This is a genomic window from Rhizobium sp. 05L429, assembly GCF_056397645.1.
This window is the reverse complement of record NZ_JBFTNV010000006.1, coordinates 47386-64582: the sequence shown is the minus strand read 5'-3', so window position 1 is coordinate 64582 and position 17197 is coordinate 47386. Positions and strand designations below refer to the sequence as shown.

Here is a 17197-nt window from a genome sequence, read left to right as displayed (position 1 = left end):
TGGCTTTTATTTGTCAAAAATGAGGCACTCAGGCGAGCCTCAGCGTATCCAGATCCTTCGCCAGCATCAGCGCCAGGGCCTCGACCGCGAGATTGTGGTCGTCCCGCTGCGGCAGGCCGGATACGGTGACGGCGCCGATGCAGCCCGTGCCCCTGACGTTGATCGGGAAGCTGCCGCCATGCGGCGCATAGTCGGCGCCGGAAAGCCCGTTATCTTCCACCGTCTTGCCCTCCTTCTGCAGCTTCAGCCCGGAAGCGTAGCTGCTGCGGAAATAGCGGAACACCATGTTGCGCTTGCGACGGACCCAATGAACGTTGTCGGGCGTCACACCCGGAAGCGCCGCATAGAAGACCGGCATGGAATGCAGCGTGATATCGATGGCAATGCCGAGGCCACGCTCTGTGGCAAGTTCCTGCAGGAGCTTGCCGAGCTGCCATGCAGTCGTCAGATCGAAGGCATCGAAGCTCAGCGCCTTTTCCTGTTCCGCGATAAGGATCAGATCTTCTTCGATCGACATGGCACGGCTCTCCTCTCAGCGTGATGGTCGGCAGTGACCATTCTCACCCAAAGGGAAAAAGTAAAGCAGAAACTTGGCACTATGCACCGCTCAAAGTTTCGGCGTCAGCATCTCGAAACGGTCGCGGACCGTCGAGCACGTATCGCCACCGAGCCGCGCAATGGCATCGACCATGGCGGGATCCACGTGCAATCGCTCGGGGTCGACCACCCCGTCGCGGTAATGCGCATAGACGATCTCGCCCATGATGATCTGCCGTGATTTGCCGAGTTCGAGCGTTATATGCCGGCGGCATTCGAAGGCGGCCGGCGCCTCCTCGACCCAGGGCGAAGCAACCTTCACGCCAGGCATCGCCGTCAGACCCGCCTCTTTCAGCTCATCGACACCACGCGGATATTTGGCGCCGCAGATATGCATGGCCTCGGCAATGGCGAAGGAGACGATGTTGACCGTAAAGACCTCGGTCACGCGGATATTGTGACCCGTATCCTTGAAGGCCATGTCCGGATGGTTTTCAACTCCGATGGCGAGGATCGGCGGATCGGCCGACAGGCAGTTGAAGAAGGAGAAAGGTGCGGCATTGATGCGCCCGTTTTCATCCACCGTCGTCACCAGCGCGATCGGTCGGGGGATGATCGTGCCGATCATCAGCTTGTAGCGCTCGCGCTCGGTCAGCGCGGTGAAATCAAAGGAAACGGACATGTTCAGCCGACCGCCCGAATTGGCGCAAAACCGCTCATCGCACCGGTAAAAGACTTCGGCAGCGGCGAGGCATAGGAGCCGCGCTTGCTGGTGGAGAGCCCCAGCGATACCAGCGCCTCCGCCTGCTTGACGGCAGCAGCCACGCCGTCGATGACGGGCACGCCGTAGAACTCCTGCAGTTCGCGCGCCAGATCCGTCATGCCGGCGCAGCCGAGCACGATCGCCTCTGCGCCATCTTCCGACAGCGCCCTCTCGATTTCCGCCTTCAGCTTGCCGATCGCTCCCGATGCCGCGTCTTCCAGTTCCAGTACCGGAATATCAGAGGCCCTGACCTTCGCCCGCCCGCCCATGCCATAGCGGCGCACGAGATTGTCGATCAGCACCCGCGAGCGCTCCAGCGTCGTCACGACCGTGAAGCGCTGCGCAAGAAAGCCAGCGGTCGCAACGGCGGATTCGCAGAGACCGAGAACCGGCACATTGGCAAAGGTGCGTGCCGCATCAAGGCCGGTGTCATCGAAACACGCGACGATTGCCGCGTCATAGCCGGTCTGCTGACGCTCTTTCAGCTCCGTCAAGAGGCCGGGGATGGCAAGAGCCCCGTCATAATGCCCCTCGATGGAAACAGGGCCCATGCGCGAGGTCGCGACCATGATCTCGGTGCCGGCGGCGGCAACCGCGCGTGCAGCGGTCGCTGCCTTCTCCGTCATGGAAGCAGTGGTATTGGGATTGACGATCAATATGCGCATGTCAGCTTGTCTTTGCCTGCCGCCGGCCGAGCATCGTCATGATGCCGAGCGCGACGAGAATGATGGTGAAGGAGAAGAGCGTCGTGACCGTACCGAGCGCATAGAGCACCGGCGTCGTGACGTTCGTGGTCATGCCGTAGATTTCGAGCGGCAGCGTATTGTAGGTGCCGGACGTCATCAGCGTGCGCGCGAATTCGTCATAGGAAAGCGTGAAGCCGAACAGGCCGACGCCGATCAGACTTGGCGCGATCATCGGCAACACGACATGTCGGAAGGTCTGCCAGGAGGTCGCGCCAAGATCCCGCGCGGCCTCCTCATATGCCGGCGAGAAACGGTTGAAGACGGCAAACATGATCAGCACGCCGAAAGGCAATGTCCAGGTCAGATGCGCTCCGAAGGCCGAGGAATACCAGGCCGGTCGCAGGCCGCCCTGCTGGTAGACGACGCCAATGCCGAGCGAGATGATGATCGACGGCACGACGAGGCTCGCGACCGTCGCATAAAACAGCACGGAAGAACCGCGGAAACGCCGGCGGAAGGCAAGGCCCGCCATGAGCGAGACAACGACGGTCACGATCATCACCATCAGGCCGAGGATGAACGAGCGCCGGAAGGATGCGCCGAAATCACCGACCGCCTGCTTCTCGAAAAGATTGAAGAACCAGTGCGTCGAAACGCCATTCAGCGGGAAGGTCAGGCCACCATCCGGCCCCTGAAACGAGAGGATGACGATCGCAGACAGCGGCCCGTAGAGGAAGAGCACGAAGACGGCGAAGAAGAGTGCGAGCAAGTAGAATTCGAAGGAGCGTTTTTCGCGATACATCCTAGAGCTCCTTGCGAATATCGACAACGCGCAGGATCGCAGCGACCATCAACAGCACGACGGCCAGCAGCACGACGGCGTTGGCGGCGGCCGCCGGATATTGCAACAGCGACATCTGGTTCTTCATCATCAGCGCTACGGAGGCGCTCTGCCCGCCGGACATTACCTGCACGGTGGAGAAATCGGCCATGACGAGCGTGACAACGAAGATTGTGCCGATCGCTATACCCGGCTTGGCAAGCGGGATCACCACGTTCCACAGCACCTGCCAACCGGAGGCGCCGGCATCACGCGCCGCTTCGAAAAGCGAGCGGTCGATTCGCATCAGCGTGTTGAAGATCGGCGTCACCATGAAGAGCGTGTAGAGATGCACCATGGCAAGCACTACGGCGAAATCCGAATAGAGCAGCCATTCCACCGGCTGCGGCACGATACCCATTTCCACCAGCGCCGAATTGACAAGCCCGTTGCGGCCGAGCACCGGGATCCACGAGATCATGCGGATGATGTTCGAGGTCATGAAAGGCACGGTGCAGACGAGGAAGAGGATCATCTGCGTCGAGGTCTTGCGGATATGGAAGGCCAGGAAATAGGCGACCCAGAAGCCGATGAAGAGCGTCAGCGCCCAGACGATGACGGTGAATTTCAACGTGTTGAGATAGGTCTTCCACGTCACCCATGAACCCAGCGTGTCGGTGTAGTTCATGGTCAGGAAGTCGGGATAGATGCCGGCGAAATCATAGTCCCAGAAACTGACGACAGTGATCATCAGGATCGGCAGGACGAAGAAGAAGCCGAGGATGGCGATCAGCGGCGTGGCCTGCAGATAGGAGATCGCAGATGGCGCAAGCCTGAAGGCGCGTTTGGGCGCTTCTAGTGCCGGTATCGTCTGCTCTGAAGCGATCGTGGCCATTCTTCCCCCTTCGGAAATCTGTCCTGTCCGAACAGGGAGGGATAAAAAGACCCCTCCCCAACCCTCCCCACAAGGGGGAGGGAGTTTTCAGGCTGCACCCTCGCCGAGTTCCCTCCCCCTTGTGGGGAGGGTTAGGGAGGGGAAAGCCACAAGCACTTAAGCCGCGATGAACTCGTTCCATCGGCGAACCATGTAGCGGTCCTCGTCCATGACGGAGTTCCAGCAGGCGATGTGGCCGATACGCTCTTCGAAGGAGCCGCCATCGCGAACCGAGCCGGCCTTCTCCATGACCTTGCCTTCGGGCGAGAGGATATCGCCCTGCGCAGCCTTGCCTTCCATCCAGTAGCCCCACTCGTCGGCGGTCATGAATCCCTTGGCGGTTTCAAGGCAGGCCGAGTAGTAACCCTGGCGGTTGAGGTAGGCGCCGACCCAGCCGGACGTGTACCAGTTGATGTACTCGTAGGCGGCATCGAGCTGTGCGCCCTTGAGATGCGCGGCAAGACCGAGACCGCCACCCCAGGCGCGGTAGCCTTCCTTGAGCGGCTGGAAGCGGCAGGCAATGCCCTTGCCGCGGACGGCGGCAACGGCCGGCGACCACATGGACTGGATGACCACTTCGCCCGATGCCATCAGGTTGACCGACTCGTCGAAGCTCTTCCAGAAAGCGCGGAACTGGCCGTCGCCCTTGGTCTTGATCAGGAAGTCGATCGTCTTGTCGATCTCTTCCTTGGTCATGTTGCCCTTGTCGGCATATTTGATCTTGCCGGAGGCTTCGGCGATCATCGCCGCATCCATGATGCCGATCGACGGCACGTTGATGATGGCCGTCTTGCCCTTGTAGGCCGGATCGAGAATGTCGGCCCAGGAGGTGATTTCGCGCCCGGTCAGGTCAGGACGAATGCCGAGCGTATCGGCATTGTAGATCGTCGGCATCATCGTGAACCACTGCGTCTGCTCCTTGGCGAACTTCTTGGAATCCTGCGCCTCGACGAAGCCGACMGTGTGCGGCGCCGTCCCTTGCGCGATCGTGCTGTCCGCCTTCAGCTTGCCGCTCGTGAAGATCGGCACGACCTTGTCGAAATACTTGAGCTTCTTGACGTCCATCGGCTGCAACACGCCGGTCGGGAACACCTTCTTGCAGATCCAGTATTCGATATCGGCAATGTCGTAGCTGTCCGGCTGCGTCACGGCGCGCTGGGCGGCGGCGTCGGAATCGGTCGCCGTCATCTCCAGCGTGATGCCGAGATCCGCTTTGCACTTTTCGGCGATTGCATTGATGTTCGAAACGCCGGTGCCGAACTGGCGGAGCGTGATGTTGGACTGCGCCCAGATGGTCGGAAAGCCGGTGATGGCGCCCGAACCCGCAATTGCGCCGACGGCAGCGGCACCCGTCTTCAGAAGCGAGCGGCGGGAAATTCCCTTTTCCGCCTTGGTGTTTTTCGTTTCAGTCGTCATGGCAGTTCCCCTTTTCTTGATATTGAAGGTTATGCAGACACGCGGCCAAGGAGGACGGCATCCTCCAGAGCCCAACTCAAAGACACCGCATCGCCGACCGAAACCGGCTTTGCGAAGTAATCGCTATCACTTGCGATGACGGTGAAGTCATCGCTGCCGGCTCCCAGAACGGTGATTTTTACCGAGGAGCCGCGATATTCGATGTTGGAGACGAGACCGTCGAAGCCGAGCGTCCACTCGCTCGCGACCTGAAGGCGCACGCGGTCGGTGCGGATGCCGATATCGACGGCTTCGCCAACTTCCCTGCCCGTTCCGCGGACTGAAAAGCTCTGCCCCTCCGGTACCTGCATGACGACAACGCCATTCTCGCTCGATGTCACCCGGCCGGAGAGCACGTTGTGATCGCCCATGAAGCGGGCCACGAAGGCAGTCGCCGGCTTCTCGAAGACCTGTCGCGGTGATGCGGCCTGCTCGATCTTCCCGTCATTCATGATGACGATGATGTCGGCGAGCGCCATCGCCTCTTCCTGGCTGTGGGTCACATGCACGAAGGTGATGCCGAGCGTCTTCTGCAGCTTCTTCAGTTCCGCCCGCATGCGGATCTTCAGGAATGGATCGAGTGCAGAGAGCGGCTCGTCGAGCAGCAGTGCTTCCGGATCGGTAATCAGGGCACGCGCTAGAGCCACACGCTGCTGCTGGCCGCCGGAAAGCTGTGCCGGCCGCCTGCTGGCATAGGCCTCCATCTGCATCAGCCTCAGCATATCAAGCGCTTTGGCCCGGCGCTCGTCCTTGTCGACACCCTTCATCTTCAGGCTGAAGGCAACGTTGTCGACAAGGTCGAGATGCGGAAACAGCGCATAGGACTGGAACATCATCGCCGTCCCGCGCTTTGCCGGCGGAAAATCGGTGACGACGACATTGCCAAGACGGATATCGCCTGATGAAATGCTCTCATGACCGGCGATCATGCGCAGCGTCGAGGTCTTCCCGCAGCCGGATGGACCCAGGAAGCAGCAATAGGAACCAGCCGGGATCTTAAGGCTGATGGCATGGACCGCCGTGGTCGCGCCATAGACCTTGGAAACGGATGCTATATCGATCTCTGCCGCTTTCGACATCGTGTCTTCCCCTGTTCGAGAAGGACGATGCATCTGCCGTGCCAATTCGCAGGCCGCGCTTCAAACCCTTACAATCCATGAATTTTTCATGACATAATGTTGCCTGGCGAAATCGCAGGCATTTTCGCACTGCACACAAAATGGGCTTTCGTGCTCAATTCGAGCAAAAAATCGTATACAATTTCGCCTGCATTATGCGCACAAATTCCGTTTAACTTTTACGACGAAGGCGGATATGGTTTGYAGACACTAGGGAAACCGATTTCATGAAATCCGCCGCCAGCGCTCTGCAACCGGGTGATGCCCAAGAAATCGGCGCCTCGCAGATCCGCGATGCCATCCGGGATGCGATCGTGGAGCGGCGTTTGTCGCCCGGCACGAAATTRTCTGAAAGCGATGTCGGCAATCTCTTCAATGTCAGCCGCACGCTCGCCCGCGCCGCCCTGCAGGCGCTTTCCTATGAAGGTCTGGTCAGCGTCGAGAAGAACCGCGGCGCCTTCGTCGCCTACCCCTCGCCGGAAGAAGCGCGGCAGATTTTTGCCGCCCGCCGTCTGGTTGAGCCCGGCATCCTGCGGGACGCGGCAGCCCGCATCACCCCATCTGATATCCAGCATCTCAAGCAATTGCTTTTGGAGGAGGGCCGGCTGATGAGCKAGCGTGGCCAGACCGCAAGGCGGGCCGAAATCAAGGCCTCGGGCGATTTCCACCTGACGCTTGCTGCCATCTCCGGCAATGCCATCATGCAGCGCTTCATGGAAGAACTGGTCGCCCGCTCCTCGCTGGTGATTGCCCTCTACGGCCAATCGACGGTCTCCAGCTGCGGCCATTCCGAACATGGCGATATCATCGAAGCGATCGAGCACAAGGAACTCGACCGCGCCTGCCACCTGATGCTCCACCACATCGCCCATATCGAGGCCGATMTCGATCTGCGCGAACGCAAGAGCCTCGGCCTCAAGGAAGCATTCGAACTCTGAGGGGTTAGTGGCCCGGCGGAACGATGGCTGCAGCGCGGCTGATCTCCTCCACACTCATCGGCTCGCTGGAACGCAGTTTCACCTGGCCATCCCGACCGATCAGCACCAGCCCGAATTCGCCGCTGAGCGGCCCCTGAAGCTCATCGCGCAGTTCGTCGGCATCAAGGTCCCGCCCATCCTCGAAAAGCGAGAATGCGCCGCCGCCAGCGACCGTGAAGACCTCGATATCATCTTCGATAAGCCGCATCTGCGACTTGCGCAGCAATTCGTCCTGAACGATCGGCCTGTTGTCCTCGGCATCGGCGAAGACGATGAGGACATTCTTTTCGCCAAGGAACTGCTCCAGCGATCGCGGCAGATGAGCCTCGCGAACGCCCGTTCCCATGATTTCGTGTAAAATGGATCTCAACATGGTGCTCATTCCTTCTCTGCCTGTTTCAACGGCTGGAAATGAGCAGGGTTCCCCGCAAGGAATAGGATCGCGGCCAGTGCCGCGATCCTGAAAGGCCTATTCTCGGGATTCCGCTTCGGATGCGCGCGTCGAAAGCGCGACGATATCAGGCGTGCCATTGGCAAGAAGGCGCTTGCGCACCAGAACGCGCATGACGCGCGCCGCCGTGGAGAAAGTCATCTGATCCAGCGGTCCCTCGCCTTCCCAGGGTTTGGTCAGCCGTTCGGTGACGGCGCCGACAATATTGGCAGGGACGATATCGGTGCATTCACGCATGGCTTCGAAAACGAAGCTGATTGGAATGACCCTGCCTTCATGGGTGACAATCGGCTCCGTCAGTTCGCTGTCCCATTCCTCGTAGGCATAAAGCGCCTCGCGGAAGAGMTGTTGCAGGGTAAACGGTGCATGTCCGTTGTGAAGTGGCGGCAGTGCATTCATCATGTCTGTCTCCTCTGATGGATTAAGCCAGCTTCCTCAAGACCCGGTCCGGATCGACGCGGAAACAACAGCTCGGTTCCTCCTTCGGACCGGATACACGATTCATTTTATAGAGTAACACGGGCGTGATAAAGCCATTTCTGACCGCCTTGCGTACCGCATCTTCTAACCGATTGAAATTCATTGAGACTTGCCGGCGTTTTTTTGCTGTCGAGACACGCTAAACCGGTATTTCGCCTGTAGGACGGCATCGGAAAGACCGGATTTGGAACCTTTAACGTGCTGACTGGTTGTGCCTCAGCAAGTAGTCTGGGGAGATCAGAATGACGCAAATTCACCAACCCGAACGACGCAGCCGCACCCTGCGTGGCCGCCCGTATAGTCTTCACGAATTCGCCGCCAAATACGGCMTCAAGAACGAACAGGCCGAAAGCCTCTTTACCCGCTTCGGTCCGTCTTCCGTCGAACTGGACTTGCTGATGGCCGCCAAGCGGCGTCCGCCTGTTCAGCCTGATAGCATGCGCGAGTAGGAGACGATCGTGAGCGGCAAAGACAAAATCCACAAAGACGCCGAAGGACAGTTCGCGCGTTCGCAAGAGGGTCGCCGCAACAGCGGCGTCTCCAGCGCCAAGCCGCGCGACATCACCCATTCTGATGATGCCACCATCCATCGCACCCCGCCCGGCCAGAAGTCTCGCAAGGACTGGAATGTCAAACACGACGAAGCCAACAGCGAGCGCTCACGCTCTGAATAATGCGTCTCCCTCCGCGGCTCCCTGGAGGAAATTTCACAGAATATGTCGGGAACACATGTCAGGTGAAATCGTTCTTCCGGTAAGCATGGCGTAACGCCATGCCGCCCCATCGGAATGCCGGCAATGCCGGCTCATTCACAAGATCAGCTTGAGATATCCGCCTTTGGCGGGAGGCCAATCGTGTGGAATCGAGGGAAAAGATCGGCGCAAGAAGGACGAAACGATGAGCAACACCTCCCGGCATGAGTGGATATGCAAGCGAGCCTATGCGATCTGGGAAGCGGAGGGCAGGCCGAATGGCCGCGATTCCGAGCATTGGCTTCAGGCGACGGCCGAACGCGAGAGACTGGAGCGCACGCGTGCCTCGACGGATGGCAACGAAGTTCTCGTCAAATTTCGCCCGAAAGCGCCGAAACCACCTAAGCCGGCCGCTTTCAGCAACCAGCGCCAAAAGCTGTCACGGGCCGGGTAAAAGCGCGGCTATTCCAAACTGATCCGGAAACGGGCGGAGAAATCACCTTCCCACCACATCGGGAAGTTGGTTCCCCATTTATTATTGTGCAGGTTGAAGCGGATTCCCTCTTCGAAATCCGGCAGGCCCCTGCAGAAACTCATGAAATCCCAGTTCTGCGGCGCGATCAGCGGCGTATCCAAGGGCGCGACGACGAGCGCGCCGTTGGACACGCCGAATTCGCCACGGACTGCAGTCACCGCCTGAAGCTGGCCTCCACCGGATCTGGCGAAATTTCCGGACTGGTGCCAGAGACCCATTTTCCTGAAAGCCCAGTCCTTTGCGACCTCGGGCGTAAAAGACAGGAAACTTGCCTCCGGCATGCGGTTCGCCGCCTTGTCTCGCAGCGAAAGGCGCAGTTGCAAGGCCTCACCATCGGCCGAGAATTCAATCGCTAGCTGCCGCGGAGCGCCAAACCGTTCGACGGCTTCGGCCGCCATGGACAGCAACAGGCTTCCCTCGCCTGCACTCTCGAGATGAGGCACAAAAACCTTCGAGAGCGCAGCGCCCGAACGGCCAAGCCCCGGCTTGTCGTGATCCAGCACCGCCCATTCCTGCCGGTGAGTGAGATAGCTGTCCATATGCCTGGCAACGTCGGCAGCGTCATAGCTCTCATAGCGATAGGCGATCAGCGAGCCAGCACGGCCAGCCATCCGCCGCCCCCGCGGTGACGTGAGCGCTGTGACATCACCGGTTAGCTCATCAAGCTCGATCGACCAGCCGCCGGCGCTCAGGCGGGTGTCGCGGCTCGCGCTGCCGACGAGCGCGGGCGCGAAAAGCTCTGAAAGCACKGCCTGCGCCTCATGCTGATCTTTGGCATCGAGTTCGGCGACGGCCTGATCGATATAGCCGCGCTGCTCGTCCCATGACGCCTCGGTATAGGCGAAACGGTAATCGGTTTTGCGCGCGGCGTTGAAATCGGCTTTTGCCCAGGCCTTGTCGTCGCGTAGATAGGATTTGATATCCACTCCGCACGTGTGCTCCGCCACCATGGCGAGCCCGCGGCCGAAGGCGAGCCTGCGCGCATTGAGCCCCTCGCCGGCAAAGCGGTCATAGAGCCGTTGCAGGGCCAGGAACTTCGCCGTCTTCAAGGGATCGGTGGCGCTGCCATGGATCCAGCTGTCGCCAAGCTCCAGCTCCAGCACCGGAAAACGCTCCCGCTCCTCCCAGAGGATCGCGCCATAATCCTCCAGCGTCGCCGCGCGGAGGATCGCCCCAGGCTCGAGACGACGCAAGTCGCGATAGGCTTCCGCCGTCTGCGGCACGCTCTGCGGACCGATATTGTCCTGCGTGTGGGCAAAGCTCAGCCCGTCATCGAAACCTTCGGGGAAATAGGTCTCGCCATAGGAGCGCTGATACATGACGACGACTTCAGCGCCGTCAGGCGCGCGCCAGCGGAAAACGTCAGGCACCTCAGGCGTCGGCGAAGCCGTGTTGACCCCGAGATGCAGGAAGCGGAAGCCGGCCTCGGCCAGCAAGGGCACCATGCCGAGCGTATGGCCGGGAACGTCGGTCATCTTCGCCGCAATCGTCTTTTTGCCGAAACGGCGGTCGAGCTCCTGCGAATAGGAAAGACCGGCACGGAACAGATCAGGCGACATCAGCTCCGTATGGGTGGTGAAAGGCAGCCCGTGCCACCGGATGAGCCCGCGTTCGATCGCCTGCTCCAGGGCCGCGACCTCGGCAGGCGATCGTGAATTCAGATGATCCCAGATCAGCCACGCGCCTGTTGTCCAGATGAACTTCGGCTCTTCAGGGTTTTCGGCATAAAAATGCGCACCGGTCTCGATCGCCTGCGGGATGAAGCGTTCATGATATTGACGACGGACTTTTTCGGCATGGTCCGTAAAGCCGATGTCGAGATGGGTCTTGAAGACCAGATGCACGCGCTTTTCGGTCATTTGCATTCCATTGGGCCGGTCTTGCCGCTATCGAGCGGCTTTTACGCGGTCTCAGCGCAAGGCGCTGTGTGTTCAACACGCAATACCGGCCATCCCTCCCAATATTATACAGCGGCACTTGTGTAACCGTTTCCACAAGCACCTTTGCGCTCCGCGCTAACGATCCGTCAAGCATATTTGGGCGATATGCTGGAATATGCTGGATATTTTGCTGGGTCAGGCTTCACATACCTTGCCTGTGGTGCGTGACCCCAATTAACTGGCGACAAATGTGAAGACGTGTTCATATGCCATCTGCTCTGATGGCCGGTGAGATACGTTCGCGATATGCCTGTCATCTTGCTGCTTTACACGACGTATCCGAACCTTCGCCGATGGCCGCTCCATGACCGAATTCACCGTCCATGCCACGCATTCCGATCAGGCGAACGATCCCTGTTTCTACGTGCCCTCCGGTATTCCTTCGGGCACCACACGCGTTGACGCGACGATGAGCTATGACAAGGCGAGGACTGCATCATCGATCTCGGCATCCTCGATGTCAGGGCAGCCGATTATCCCATGGTGAAACCGACCCCAAAATGGTCGCGCCCATCGGGCGACCAGTGACGGTTCATCGAAGATGATTTCGTGACTGATTTAACTGTAAAGGAGCGATTATTTCTCTTCGCAGAGCGTCCGGTGAACCTCTGTCCAGAACAAGGCAAGCAACGTATCGCCATTGCGTTCGGCGACGAGCGCGCGGATCAACGCCTCGGAGCCAGCCATGTCCTGCCAGCTGGATTTCAGCCCTTTGGCTGCCTGATGGCATTCGGCGATGTCGAAAGTTCTCTTGCTGTCCATCTGGAGCCTCCCCGAAAAAGGCGCTAACAGACGGGTCTGGAAAAGTCATTCCCCGCATATGTGGGGATACCTTGTATTTTTGACATTCCTCGCGGTAGGATTGAACGGTTTGAGGCAGGCGGCACGATGACGGAAAATAGCTATTCGCAAAAGTTCGAATCCGTTTTMGAACAGATCAAGGCTGCAGCCAATGTCGATACTTCCATCCGCATTTTCCAGGCGGAGTACGCCGTAGACTACGTCACCTATCACCTGGCTCAGACCATTGCGGCAAAGATCGACGCCCCTTTCGTGCGCACTACCTATCCGGATGCCTGGGTGTCGCGCTATCTGCTCAACAGCTATGTAAAGGTCGATCCGATCGTCAAACAGGGCTTCGAGCGCCAACTGCCCTTCGACTGGAGCGAGGTGGAGCCGACACCGGAAGCCTATGCCATGCTGGTCGACGCCCAGAAGCACGGGATCGGCGGCAACGGCTACTCGATCCCCGTTGCCGACAAGGCGCAGCGCCGGGCGCTGCTGTCGATCAATGCCCGCATTCCGCTCGATGATTGGACCGCTATGGTCAAGCTCTATCGCAATGAGTGGATCGAGATCGCTCATATGGTTCATCGGAAGGCCATCTACGAGCTTCACGGCGAGAACGACCCGGTGCCGGCACTTTCTCCGCGCGAAATCGAATGCCTGCATTGGACCGCGCTCGGCAAGGACTACAAGGACATCGCCGTCATCCTGGGCATTTCCGAGCACACGACCCGCGATTATCTGAAAACCGCCCGCTTCAAGCTCGGCTGCGCCACCATTTCCGCAGCTGCGTCGCGGGCCGTGCAGTTGCGCATCATCAATCCCTGACCTGCCCCAAAATTCGGCCTTAAGAGTTGCGCCCGGCAAGACCGGGTACAACCTGTTGATGTCCATCGTMCATGCKACCCCCACATATGCGGGGGTCCATCTGTGGGCACCCATATGTGGGAATTTCCGAGCCCGTCTTCCTGAACCATTCTGCCCTCACGAACCCAACACGCTGGAGGGAAAAATGTTCGTTATCATTCAGGCACATGAGTATCAGAAATACGCTTTCATACTCGACCAGATGTTCCGCCTGCGCAAGAAAGTCTTCGCAGACACCCTTGGCTGGAACGTTCCGGTAATCGGCCCCTTCGAGCGCGACAGCTACGACTCGCTCTGCCCGGCCTATCTCGTCTGGTGCAACGAAACCCGCACCCGCCTTTACGGCGGCATGCGCCTGATGCCGACGACCGGACCGACCCTCCTTTACGACGTCTTCCGCGCAACCTTCCCGCAGGCAGCCAATCTTGTCGCGCCMGGCATCTGGGAAGGCACCCGCATGTGCATCGACGAAGAGGCGATATCCGCCGATTTTCCCGATGTCGATGCCGGCCGCGCCTTCTCCATGCTCCTGCTTGCGCTCTGCGAATGCGCCCTCGATCACGGCATTCACACCATGATCTCCAACTACGAACCGCATCTGAAGCGCGTCTACAAACGTGCCGGCGCCGAGGTTGACGAACTCGGCCGCGCCGATGGCTACGGCAAATATCCGGTCTGCTGCGGCGCCTTCGAAGTTTCCGAGCGTGTGCAGGACAGGATGCGTGCATCCCTCGGCATCGATACCCCCCTCTATACCCGCTATGTCCCGACGCGTTCCGTCGTGACCCAATTCCTGGAGATGGCAGCATGAACCGCTTGAGCGAAACCACCGTGCAAAAAGATATCGGCGCGTTGGAACGACATATCCTCGCATCCCGCGATATCGCCACGCAGATGGGAGATCCCTTCCTCTCCTATCTGCTCTCGATGGCTCTCTTCACGATCTATGAGAAGAAGGCGCATCAGGAAAACGATCTGCTGAAGAGCAGCTATAATTGACGGTTTCCAGAGGCAGCGGCCGGGCCTGAAGCAGACCTCCCCTTCAGGTTCGGCTGCGCCGTTCAAATATCCGATCCCCAGCCGGTTTTATCGGTATTCGAAAAGCCACGCGAGGCACATCACGGACCGGAACGAGGACCGCGTGCGCGTGCGCGCCTATGCAATCTGGGAAGAAAGCAGGAAGGAAGGCGAAGATTTGCGCCATTGGACCGATGCCGAAGCCGAACTGCGCGGCGACGAGACACCGAGGCCAGCGAACAAGCTCGCAAACAGATCGAAGAACCGAAGCCGCAACAGACAACGGGCGTTCCCACCCCGCCGCCGTCACCGGCGAGCCCTGAGCCTTCAGGGTGCTATCGGATCATGGAAGCAATCGTCGTGATCAAGGCCTCGTGCTGATAGGGTTTCGGCAGGAAAGCCGTGTTGGCCGGCAGCGACATGGGGTCGAGGCGCACCATTCCCGAGGTGATGATGATGCCGATATTCGGCCGCATTGCCCTCACCCGCTTGGCAAGCTGAATGCCATCCATCGAACCGGCCATGTTGACGTCGGTGAAGAGGACATCGACATCGTTGCGGGTTTTCAGAAGCACCATTGCCTCATCCGCGTTCCCCGCCTCGAGCGCCACATGCCCCACTTCTTCAAGCACATCCAGAATATTGAACCTGATCAGCGGCTCATCTTCGACGATGAGCACCACGGCACCCTGGGAAGCCACCATTCTGCGATTGCCCTCTTCAGATCTAGCCTGATTGCAGTAAATGTAGCCCGCGCGCCAAGGTTCCAGAGGCAAACCGGAAATATACGTCGTCCACAGATGCTTGCGCTCATGGCTTGTGACTATCCCGGATTTGCGTTAAGCGGACAAAAGCTGCGGGTACCATTGCCCCGGCTGACCGCACCATGGGTGCCGGGCCTGTAGCTCAATGGTTAGAGCCGGCGGCTCATAACCGCTTGGTTGGGGGTTCGAGTCCCTCCGGGCCCACCAATCGCTTTAAGGCGTTGATTTTGAACGATAATTTTCCAGGGGATTTTCCACCGTACACGGCGAAATACACCGCTGAGTACACATTTCGAGCCAGTTCGAGAGGCGCGAAATGTATCTATGGAAACGCGAGAGCGGATTTACGTATCAGCAAAGAATTCCCGCTAGCGTCGAATCTCAATTTGGGAAATCACCCATCCGCCTGAATTTGGGGCCACTTACCGCCGCTGCGGCACGGAAACGGGCGATTATTTTGTCGGGTGCGGCCATGAGAATGATGGACGATCCGACCATGACCAGAGAAACCCTTGTTCACAGTCTGCGTGCTCTGAACGCCGAGTTGCAAAACCTCAAGCGCAAGAGTTTCCCTTTGGGTGCTCTCGTCGTAAAAGCGCATCAGGAAGCGGACGAACTCGAATCTGAAGGGGCGGAAAGCTACGCTCGAACCCTCCGAGAAAAAGCTCATCGGTTGTCTATCGAAAAGGCGGGCATCGCCGATTTTCGGAAGAGGCTCGAATCCATCGCAGAGGCGCTTTCCAAGGATTCAATCGCTTGGGAATCGGAACGGGAGACCTTCCAGTCTGTCGTGCGTACTCTTGGATCGCTCGACAGGCAGCAGAACGCCGTTACGGTTGAGCCGACGCAGACGGCTACGGTAACCGTCAGGAGAAGGCCTCCTCTTCCAGCATCGACTCCGAGGCCATTGGACAGCGTTTCCGACGATTGCGGACCGGTCTCCGACCCCCGAGCATTCACTCTTGAAACGAGGTTCGGCGTGGCTGGTCGCGTTGTCCTTGATATGCGGCGCGCGGCCCGGGATGTTGGAAACCCCGACAGGACAAGATACGAGGAGCGTCTTGAGGCGACCTTTGGAGCGTTTCTGGAAGTGATTGGCGACCATCCGCTCCGGTATTATCTACCTCTCCATTTGCAGGATTTTGCGACCTTCATGGGTAAAGTTCCGACCAACAGGAGCAAGCATCCTGCATTTAAGGGTCTGGGCCTCAAGCAAGTAGTTGAGGAGAATAACAAGCTTCCGGAGGAGAGACGCGTAAAGCACCTATCCGAGACGACGGTCAAAGAACACGTAGGCCAAATAAAGTTGATTTGGGAAAAAGCGACCGCTGGCGTGGACGGGGCCCGCGACATGCGCTCCTTCAATGTGACCATGCCAGCGGCGGCTACTGCCGCTATTGATCGCGAAGGACTGCCGACTTCCTCACTAAATACTTGGTTCAGCGATTGTATTAGGCCGGAGGTCATGAAGAAGCCTCACAAGGCGTGGCTTCCTCTGGTCGCATATCTAACAGGAATGCGACTTTCGGAACTTGTCTACTTGCAATCGTCCGATATCGTAACAATTGCCGGGAATGAGGTTTTTGACCTTCGATTGCCATTGACCATCAGTGGAAAGTCAATCGCCAGACCATTGAAGACGAAGACGTCAAGAAGGATCGTGGCAATACATCCATTGCTTCGGGAATGCGGCTTCATCGATTTTGCGAAGAGACAGCGTGGGCGTGGTGGCTTCATCTTTCCGCACTACCATGCAGCCAAAGACCCCGCCGACGCTGCCCAGAAACAAATGGGCAACTGGATGATCGCGCTGGGCATCCATGTTCCGCAAAGACAGGTTTTCCACTCGCTACGACACAACTCCAAATCCTGGATTCGCATCCATGCTGGCAATTTCCTCTGTGACAAACAGTGTGGTCATGCGATGAGATCAGTGGCGGACGATTATGGTTTTGAATCCCTTGAACCGGAGGAAGTTGAGAAGATCATGTCGATTCCTGCGCCAAGGGACATTGATTTCAGTCCACTGATCAATTGGCATCATTCTAGGTAGCGATCTCAATCATCTTGAGTATCAGCCGCCAACTGAGGGCGGTGGAGCCTGCGCCTAAGCGCCGAGTCGGTCGAACAGCCTAATCCCGTACCGCTGAATTTCCTTCCGCAATACCTGTGCCGCGCCGGGCACCCTGCTACGGCGTACGAGACGCTTTTCCGTGCTCCCATGCGGCTGGATGTAGATCGATGCGAGATAGCAGATCAGGCCGCCCTTTTCGTGCTGATGATGGAATTCTTCAATAATGAAATTAACCGTCAGCCCTCGGATTTTCGTGATCGTATGGAGCATTGCAAACACCGCTTTCCCGTTGGTTTTGTTG

23 protein-coding genes and 1 tRNA gene are annotated in these 17197 nt (G+C 58.6%); 11 read left to right on the top strand and 13 right to left on the bottom strand.

The window, feature by feature from the left end; translation table 11 throughout:
* Nucleotides 1-28: 28 nt before the first annotated feature.
* The 7 genes from AC1DNW_RS07975 to AC1DNW_RS07945 all read right to left on the bottom strand — a co-directional run bounded on the left by AC1DNW_RS07975 (nucleotide 29) and on the right by AC1DNW_RS07945 (nucleotide 6274).
* Entirely contained in the window at nucleotides 29-517 is a 489-nt protein-coding gene (locus AC1DNW_RS07975) for a heme-degrading domain-containing protein (RefSeq protein ID WP_113308035.1), read from the bottom strand.
* A 90-nt stretch (nucleotides 518-607) separates the two neighbouring features.
* A complete protein-coding gene (locus AC1DNW_RS07970) occupies nucleotides 608-1219 on the bottom strand; it encodes a flavin reductase family protein (protein WP_113300048.1) in 612 nt (203 codons plus the stop codon).
* Nucleotides 1220-1221: 2 nt separating this feature from the next.
* Nucleotides 1222-1965: an aspartate/glutamate racemase family protein gene (locus AC1DNW_RS07965; RefSeq protein WP_113308034.1), complete on the bottom strand. Its 744-nt coding sequence runs from the start codon at nucleotides 1963-1965 to the stop codon at nucleotides 1222-1224.
* A gap of 1 nt (nucleotide 1966) precedes the next feature.
* Nucleotides 1967-2788 (bottom strand): ABC transporter permease, encoded by an 822-nt coding sequence (locus tag AC1DNW_RS07960; protein WP_113308033.1) that lies wholly within the window; start codon nucleotides 2786-2788, stop codon nucleotides 1967-1969.
* 1 nt (nucleotide 2789) lies between these two features.
* Complete coding sequence (locus AC1DNW_RS07955; RefSeq protein WP_113300045.1) at nucleotides 2790-3701, bottom strand: ABC transporter permease; 912 nt, start codon at nucleotides 3699-3701, stop codon at nucleotides 2790-2792.
* 156 nt (nucleotides 3702-3857) lie between these two features.
* On the bottom strand, nucleotides 3858-5156 hold the full coding sequence (locus AC1DNW_RS07950; RefSeq protein WP_113300044.1) for an ABC transporter substrate-binding protein: 1299 nt from the start codon (nucleotides 5154-5156) through the stop codon (nucleotides 3858-3860).
* Nucleotides 5157-5185: 29 nt separating this feature from the next.
* Nucleotides 5186-6274 (bottom strand): ABC transporter ATP-binding protein, encoded by a 1089-nt coding sequence (locus AC1DNW_RS07945; RefSeq protein WP_113308031.1) that lies wholly within the window; start codon nucleotides 6272-6274, stop codon nucleotides 5186-5188.
* A gap of 266 nt (nucleotides 6275-6540) precedes the next feature.
* On the opposite strand from AC1DNW_RS07945, the gene AC1DNW_RS07940 reads away from it, so the two are divergent.
* Entirely contained in the window at nucleotides 6541-7251 is a 711-nt protein-coding gene (locus tag AC1DNW_RS07940) for a GntR family transcriptional regulator (RefSeq protein WP_477852386.1), read from the top strand.
* 4 nt (nucleotides 7252-7255) lie between these two features.
* Here AC1DNW_RS07940 and AC1DNW_RS07935 read toward each other — a convergent pair whose 3' ends face one another.
* A complete protein-coding gene (locus tag AC1DNW_RS07935) occupies nucleotides 7256-7663 on the bottom strand; it encodes a DUF4174 domain-containing protein (protein ID WP_113308093.1) in 408 nt (135 codons plus the stop codon).
* A 96-nt stretch (nucleotides 7664-7759) separates the two neighbouring features.
* Nucleotides 7760-8143 (bottom strand): BRA0787 family protein, encoded by a 384-nt coding sequence (locus AC1DNW_RS07930; protein WP_477852383.1) that lies wholly within the window; start codon nucleotides 8141-8143, stop codon nucleotides 7760-7762.
* A 320-nt stretch (nucleotides 8144-8463) separates the two neighbouring features.
* On the opposite strand from AC1DNW_RS07930, the gene AC1DNW_RS07925 reads away from it, so the two are divergent.
* The 3 genes from AC1DNW_RS07925 (at nucleotide 8464) to AC1DNW_RS07915 (ending at nucleotide 9367) form a co-directional block, all read left to right on the top strand.
* On the top strand, nucleotides 8464-8670 hold the full coding sequence (locus AC1DNW_RS07925) for a hypothetical protein (protein ID WP_477852382.1): 207 nt from the start codon (nucleotides 8464-8466) through the stop codon (nucleotides 8668-8670).
* 9 nt (nucleotides 8671-8679) lie between these two features.
* A complete protein-coding gene (locus AC1DNW_RS07920) occupies nucleotides 8680-8895 on the top strand; it encodes a hypothetical protein (protein WP_477831987.1) in 216 nt (71 codons plus the stop codon).
* Between the two features lie 223 nt (nucleotides 8896-9118).
* Complete coding sequence (locus AC1DNW_RS07915) at nucleotides 9119-9367, top strand: DUF2934 domain-containing protein (protein ID WP_113300039.1); 249 nt, start codon at nucleotides 9119-9121, stop codon at nucleotides 9365-9367.
* An 8-nt stretch (nucleotides 9368-9375) separates the two neighbouring features.
* Here AC1DNW_RS07915 and AC1DNW_RS07910 read toward each other — a convergent pair whose 3' ends face one another.
* Entirely contained in the window at nucleotides 9376-11307 is a 1932-nt protein-coding gene (locus tag AC1DNW_RS07910) for a DUF5054 domain-containing protein (protein WP_113308029.1), read from the bottom strand.
* A gap of 385 nt (nucleotides 11308-11692) precedes the next feature.
* Between AC1DNW_RS07910 and AC1DNW_RS07905 the strand changes: the two genes are divergently transcribed.
* Nucleotides 11693-11875, top strand: coding sequence for a hypothetical protein (locus tag AC1DNW_RS07905; protein ID WP_115034361.1), 183 nt, complete (start codon nucleotides 11693-11695; stop codon nucleotides 11873-11875).
* Nucleotides 11876-11964: 89 nt separating this feature from the next.
* On the opposite strand, the gene AC1DNW_RS07900 is transcribed toward AC1DNW_RS07905, so the two are convergent.
* Nucleotides 11965-12150 (bottom strand): hypothetical protein, encoded by a 186-nt coding sequence (locus tag AC1DNW_RS07900; RefSeq protein ID WP_113300036.1) that lies wholly within the window; start codon nucleotides 12148-12150, stop codon nucleotides 11965-11967.
* A 126-nt stretch (nucleotides 12151-12276) separates the two neighbouring features.
* Between AC1DNW_RS07900 and AC1DNW_RS07895 the strand changes: the two genes are divergently transcribed.
* From AC1DNW_RS07895 to AC1DNW_RS07880, 4 genes are all read left to right on the top strand, one after another.
* The gene (locus tag AC1DNW_RS07895) at nucleotides 12277-13002 is read left to right on the top strand and encodes a LuxR family transcriptional regulator (protein WP_477852380.1); all 726 of its coding nucleotides are present in this window, start codon (nucleotides 12277-12279) and stop codon (nucleotides 13000-13002) included.
* 184 nt (nucleotides 13003-13186) lie between these two features.
* On the top strand, nucleotides 13187-13852 hold the full coding sequence (locus tag AC1DNW_RS07890) for an acyl-homoserine-lactone synthase (RefSeq protein ID WP_113308028.1): 666 nt from the start codon (nucleotides 13187-13189) through the stop codon (nucleotides 13850-13852).
* On the top strand, nucleotides 13849-14040 hold the full coding sequence (locus tag AC1DNW_RS07885; protein ID WP_007824152.1) for a hypothetical protein: 192 nt from the start codon (nucleotides 13849-13851) through the stop codon (nucleotides 14038-14040). Before AC1DNW_RS07890 ends, AC1DNW_RS07885 begins: the two co-directional genes overlap by 4 nt.
* A 142-nt stretch (nucleotides 14041-14182) precedes the next feature.
* Nucleotides 14183-14422 carry a DUF2934 domain-containing protein gene (locus AC1DNW_RS07880; protein ID WP_477852379.1) on the top strand — a complete coding sequence of 80 codons (240 nt, stop codon included), beginning with the start codon at nucleotides 14183-14185 and terminating at the stop codon, nucleotides 14420-14422.
* Here the strand turns inward: AC1DNW_RS07880 and AC1DNW_RS07875 are convergent.
* Entirely contained in the window at nucleotides 14394-14762 is a 369-nt protein-coding gene (locus AC1DNW_RS07875; RefSeq protein WP_113300033.1) for a response regulator, read from the bottom strand. The genes AC1DNW_RS07880 and AC1DNW_RS07875 overlap by 29 nt on opposite strands.
* 191 nt (nucleotides 14763-14953) lie before the next feature.
* Between AC1DNW_RS07875 and AC1DNW_RS07870 the strand changes: the two genes are divergently transcribed.
* A tRNA-Ile gene (locus AC1DNW_RS07870) sits at nucleotides 14954-15029 on the top strand.
* Between the two features lie 109 nt (nucleotides 15030-15138).
* On the top strand, nucleotides 15139-16875 hold the full coding sequence (locus tag AC1DNW_RS07865) for a site-specific integrase (RefSeq protein WP_477852377.1): 1737 nt from the start codon (nucleotides 15139-15141) through the stop codon (nucleotides 16873-16875).
* A gap of 54 nt (nucleotides 16876-16929) precedes the next feature.
* Here the strand turns inward: AC1DNW_RS07865 and AC1DNW_RS07860 are convergent, their stop codons facing one another.
* Nucleotides 16930-17166 (bottom strand): hypothetical protein, encoded by a 237-nt coding sequence (locus AC1DNW_RS07860; RefSeq protein ID WP_477852376.1) that lies wholly within the window; start codon nucleotides 17164-17166, stop codon nucleotides 16930-16932.
* Nucleotides 17167-17197 lie beyond the last annotated feature (31 nt).

What these genes read in the sequence shown, in the direction of transcription:
- AC1DNW_RS07900 (WP_113300036.1), bottom strand. Translation starts at nt 12,150, where the DNA reads ATGGACAGCAAGAGAACTTTCGACATCGCCGAATGCCATCAGGCAGCC.
- AC1DNW_RS07865 (WP_477852377.1), top strand. Translation starts at nt 15,139, where the DNA reads ATGTATCTATGGAAACGCGAGAGCGGATTTACGTATCAGCAAAGAATT.
- AC1DNW_RS07860 (WP_477852376.1), bottom strand. Translation starts at nt 17,166, where the DNA reads ATGCTCCATACGATCACGAAAATCCGAGGGCTGACGGTTAATTTCATT.
- AC1DNW_RS07955 (WP_113300045.1), bottom strand. Translation starts at nt 3,701, where the DNA reads ATGGCCACGATCGCTTCAGAGCAGACGATACCGGCACTAGAAGCGCCC.
- AC1DNW_RS07875 (WP_113300033.1), bottom strand. Translation starts at nt 14,762, where the DNA reads ATGGTGGCTTCCCAGGGTGCCGTGGTGCTCATCGTCGAAGATGAGCCG.
- AC1DNW_RS07945 (WP_113308031.1), bottom strand. Translation starts at nt 6,274, where the DNA reads ATGTCGAAAGCGGCAGAGATCGATATAGCATCCGTTTCCAAGGTCTAT.
- AC1DNW_RS07975 (WP_113308035.1), bottom strand. Translation starts at nt 517, where the DNA reads ATGTCGATCGAAGAAGATCTGATCCTTATCGCGGAACAGGAAAAGGCG.
- AC1DNW_RS07905 (WP_115034361.1), top strand. Translation starts at nt 11,693, where the DNA reads ATGACCGAATTCACCGTCCATGCCACGCATTCCGATCAGGCGAACGAT.
- AC1DNW_RS07970 (WP_113300048.1), bottom strand. Translation starts at nt 1,219, where the DNA reads ATGTCCGTTTCCTTTGATTTCACCGCGCTGACCGAGCGCGAGCGCTAC.
- AC1DNW_RS07965 (WP_113308034.1), bottom strand. Translation starts at nt 1,965, where the DNA reads ATGCGCATATTGATCGTCAATCCCAATACCACTGCTTCCATGACGGAG.
- AC1DNW_RS07960 (WP_113308033.1), bottom strand. Translation starts at nt 2,788, where the DNA reads ATGTATCGCGAAAAACGCTCCTTCGAATTCTACTTGCTCGCACTCTTC.
- AC1DNW_RS07935 (WP_113308093.1), bottom strand. Translation starts at nt 7,663, where the DNA reads ATGTTGAGATCCATTTTACACGAAATCATGGGAACGGGCGTTCGCGAG.
- AC1DNW_RS07885 (WP_007824152.1), top strand. Translation starts at nt 13,849, where the DNA reads ATGAACCGCTTGAGCGAAACCACCGTGCAAAAAGATATCGGCGCGTTG.
- AC1DNW_RS07915 (WP_113300039.1), top strand. Translation starts at nt 9,119, where the DNA reads ATGAGCAACACCTCCCGGCATGAGTGGATATGCAAGCGAGCCTATGCG.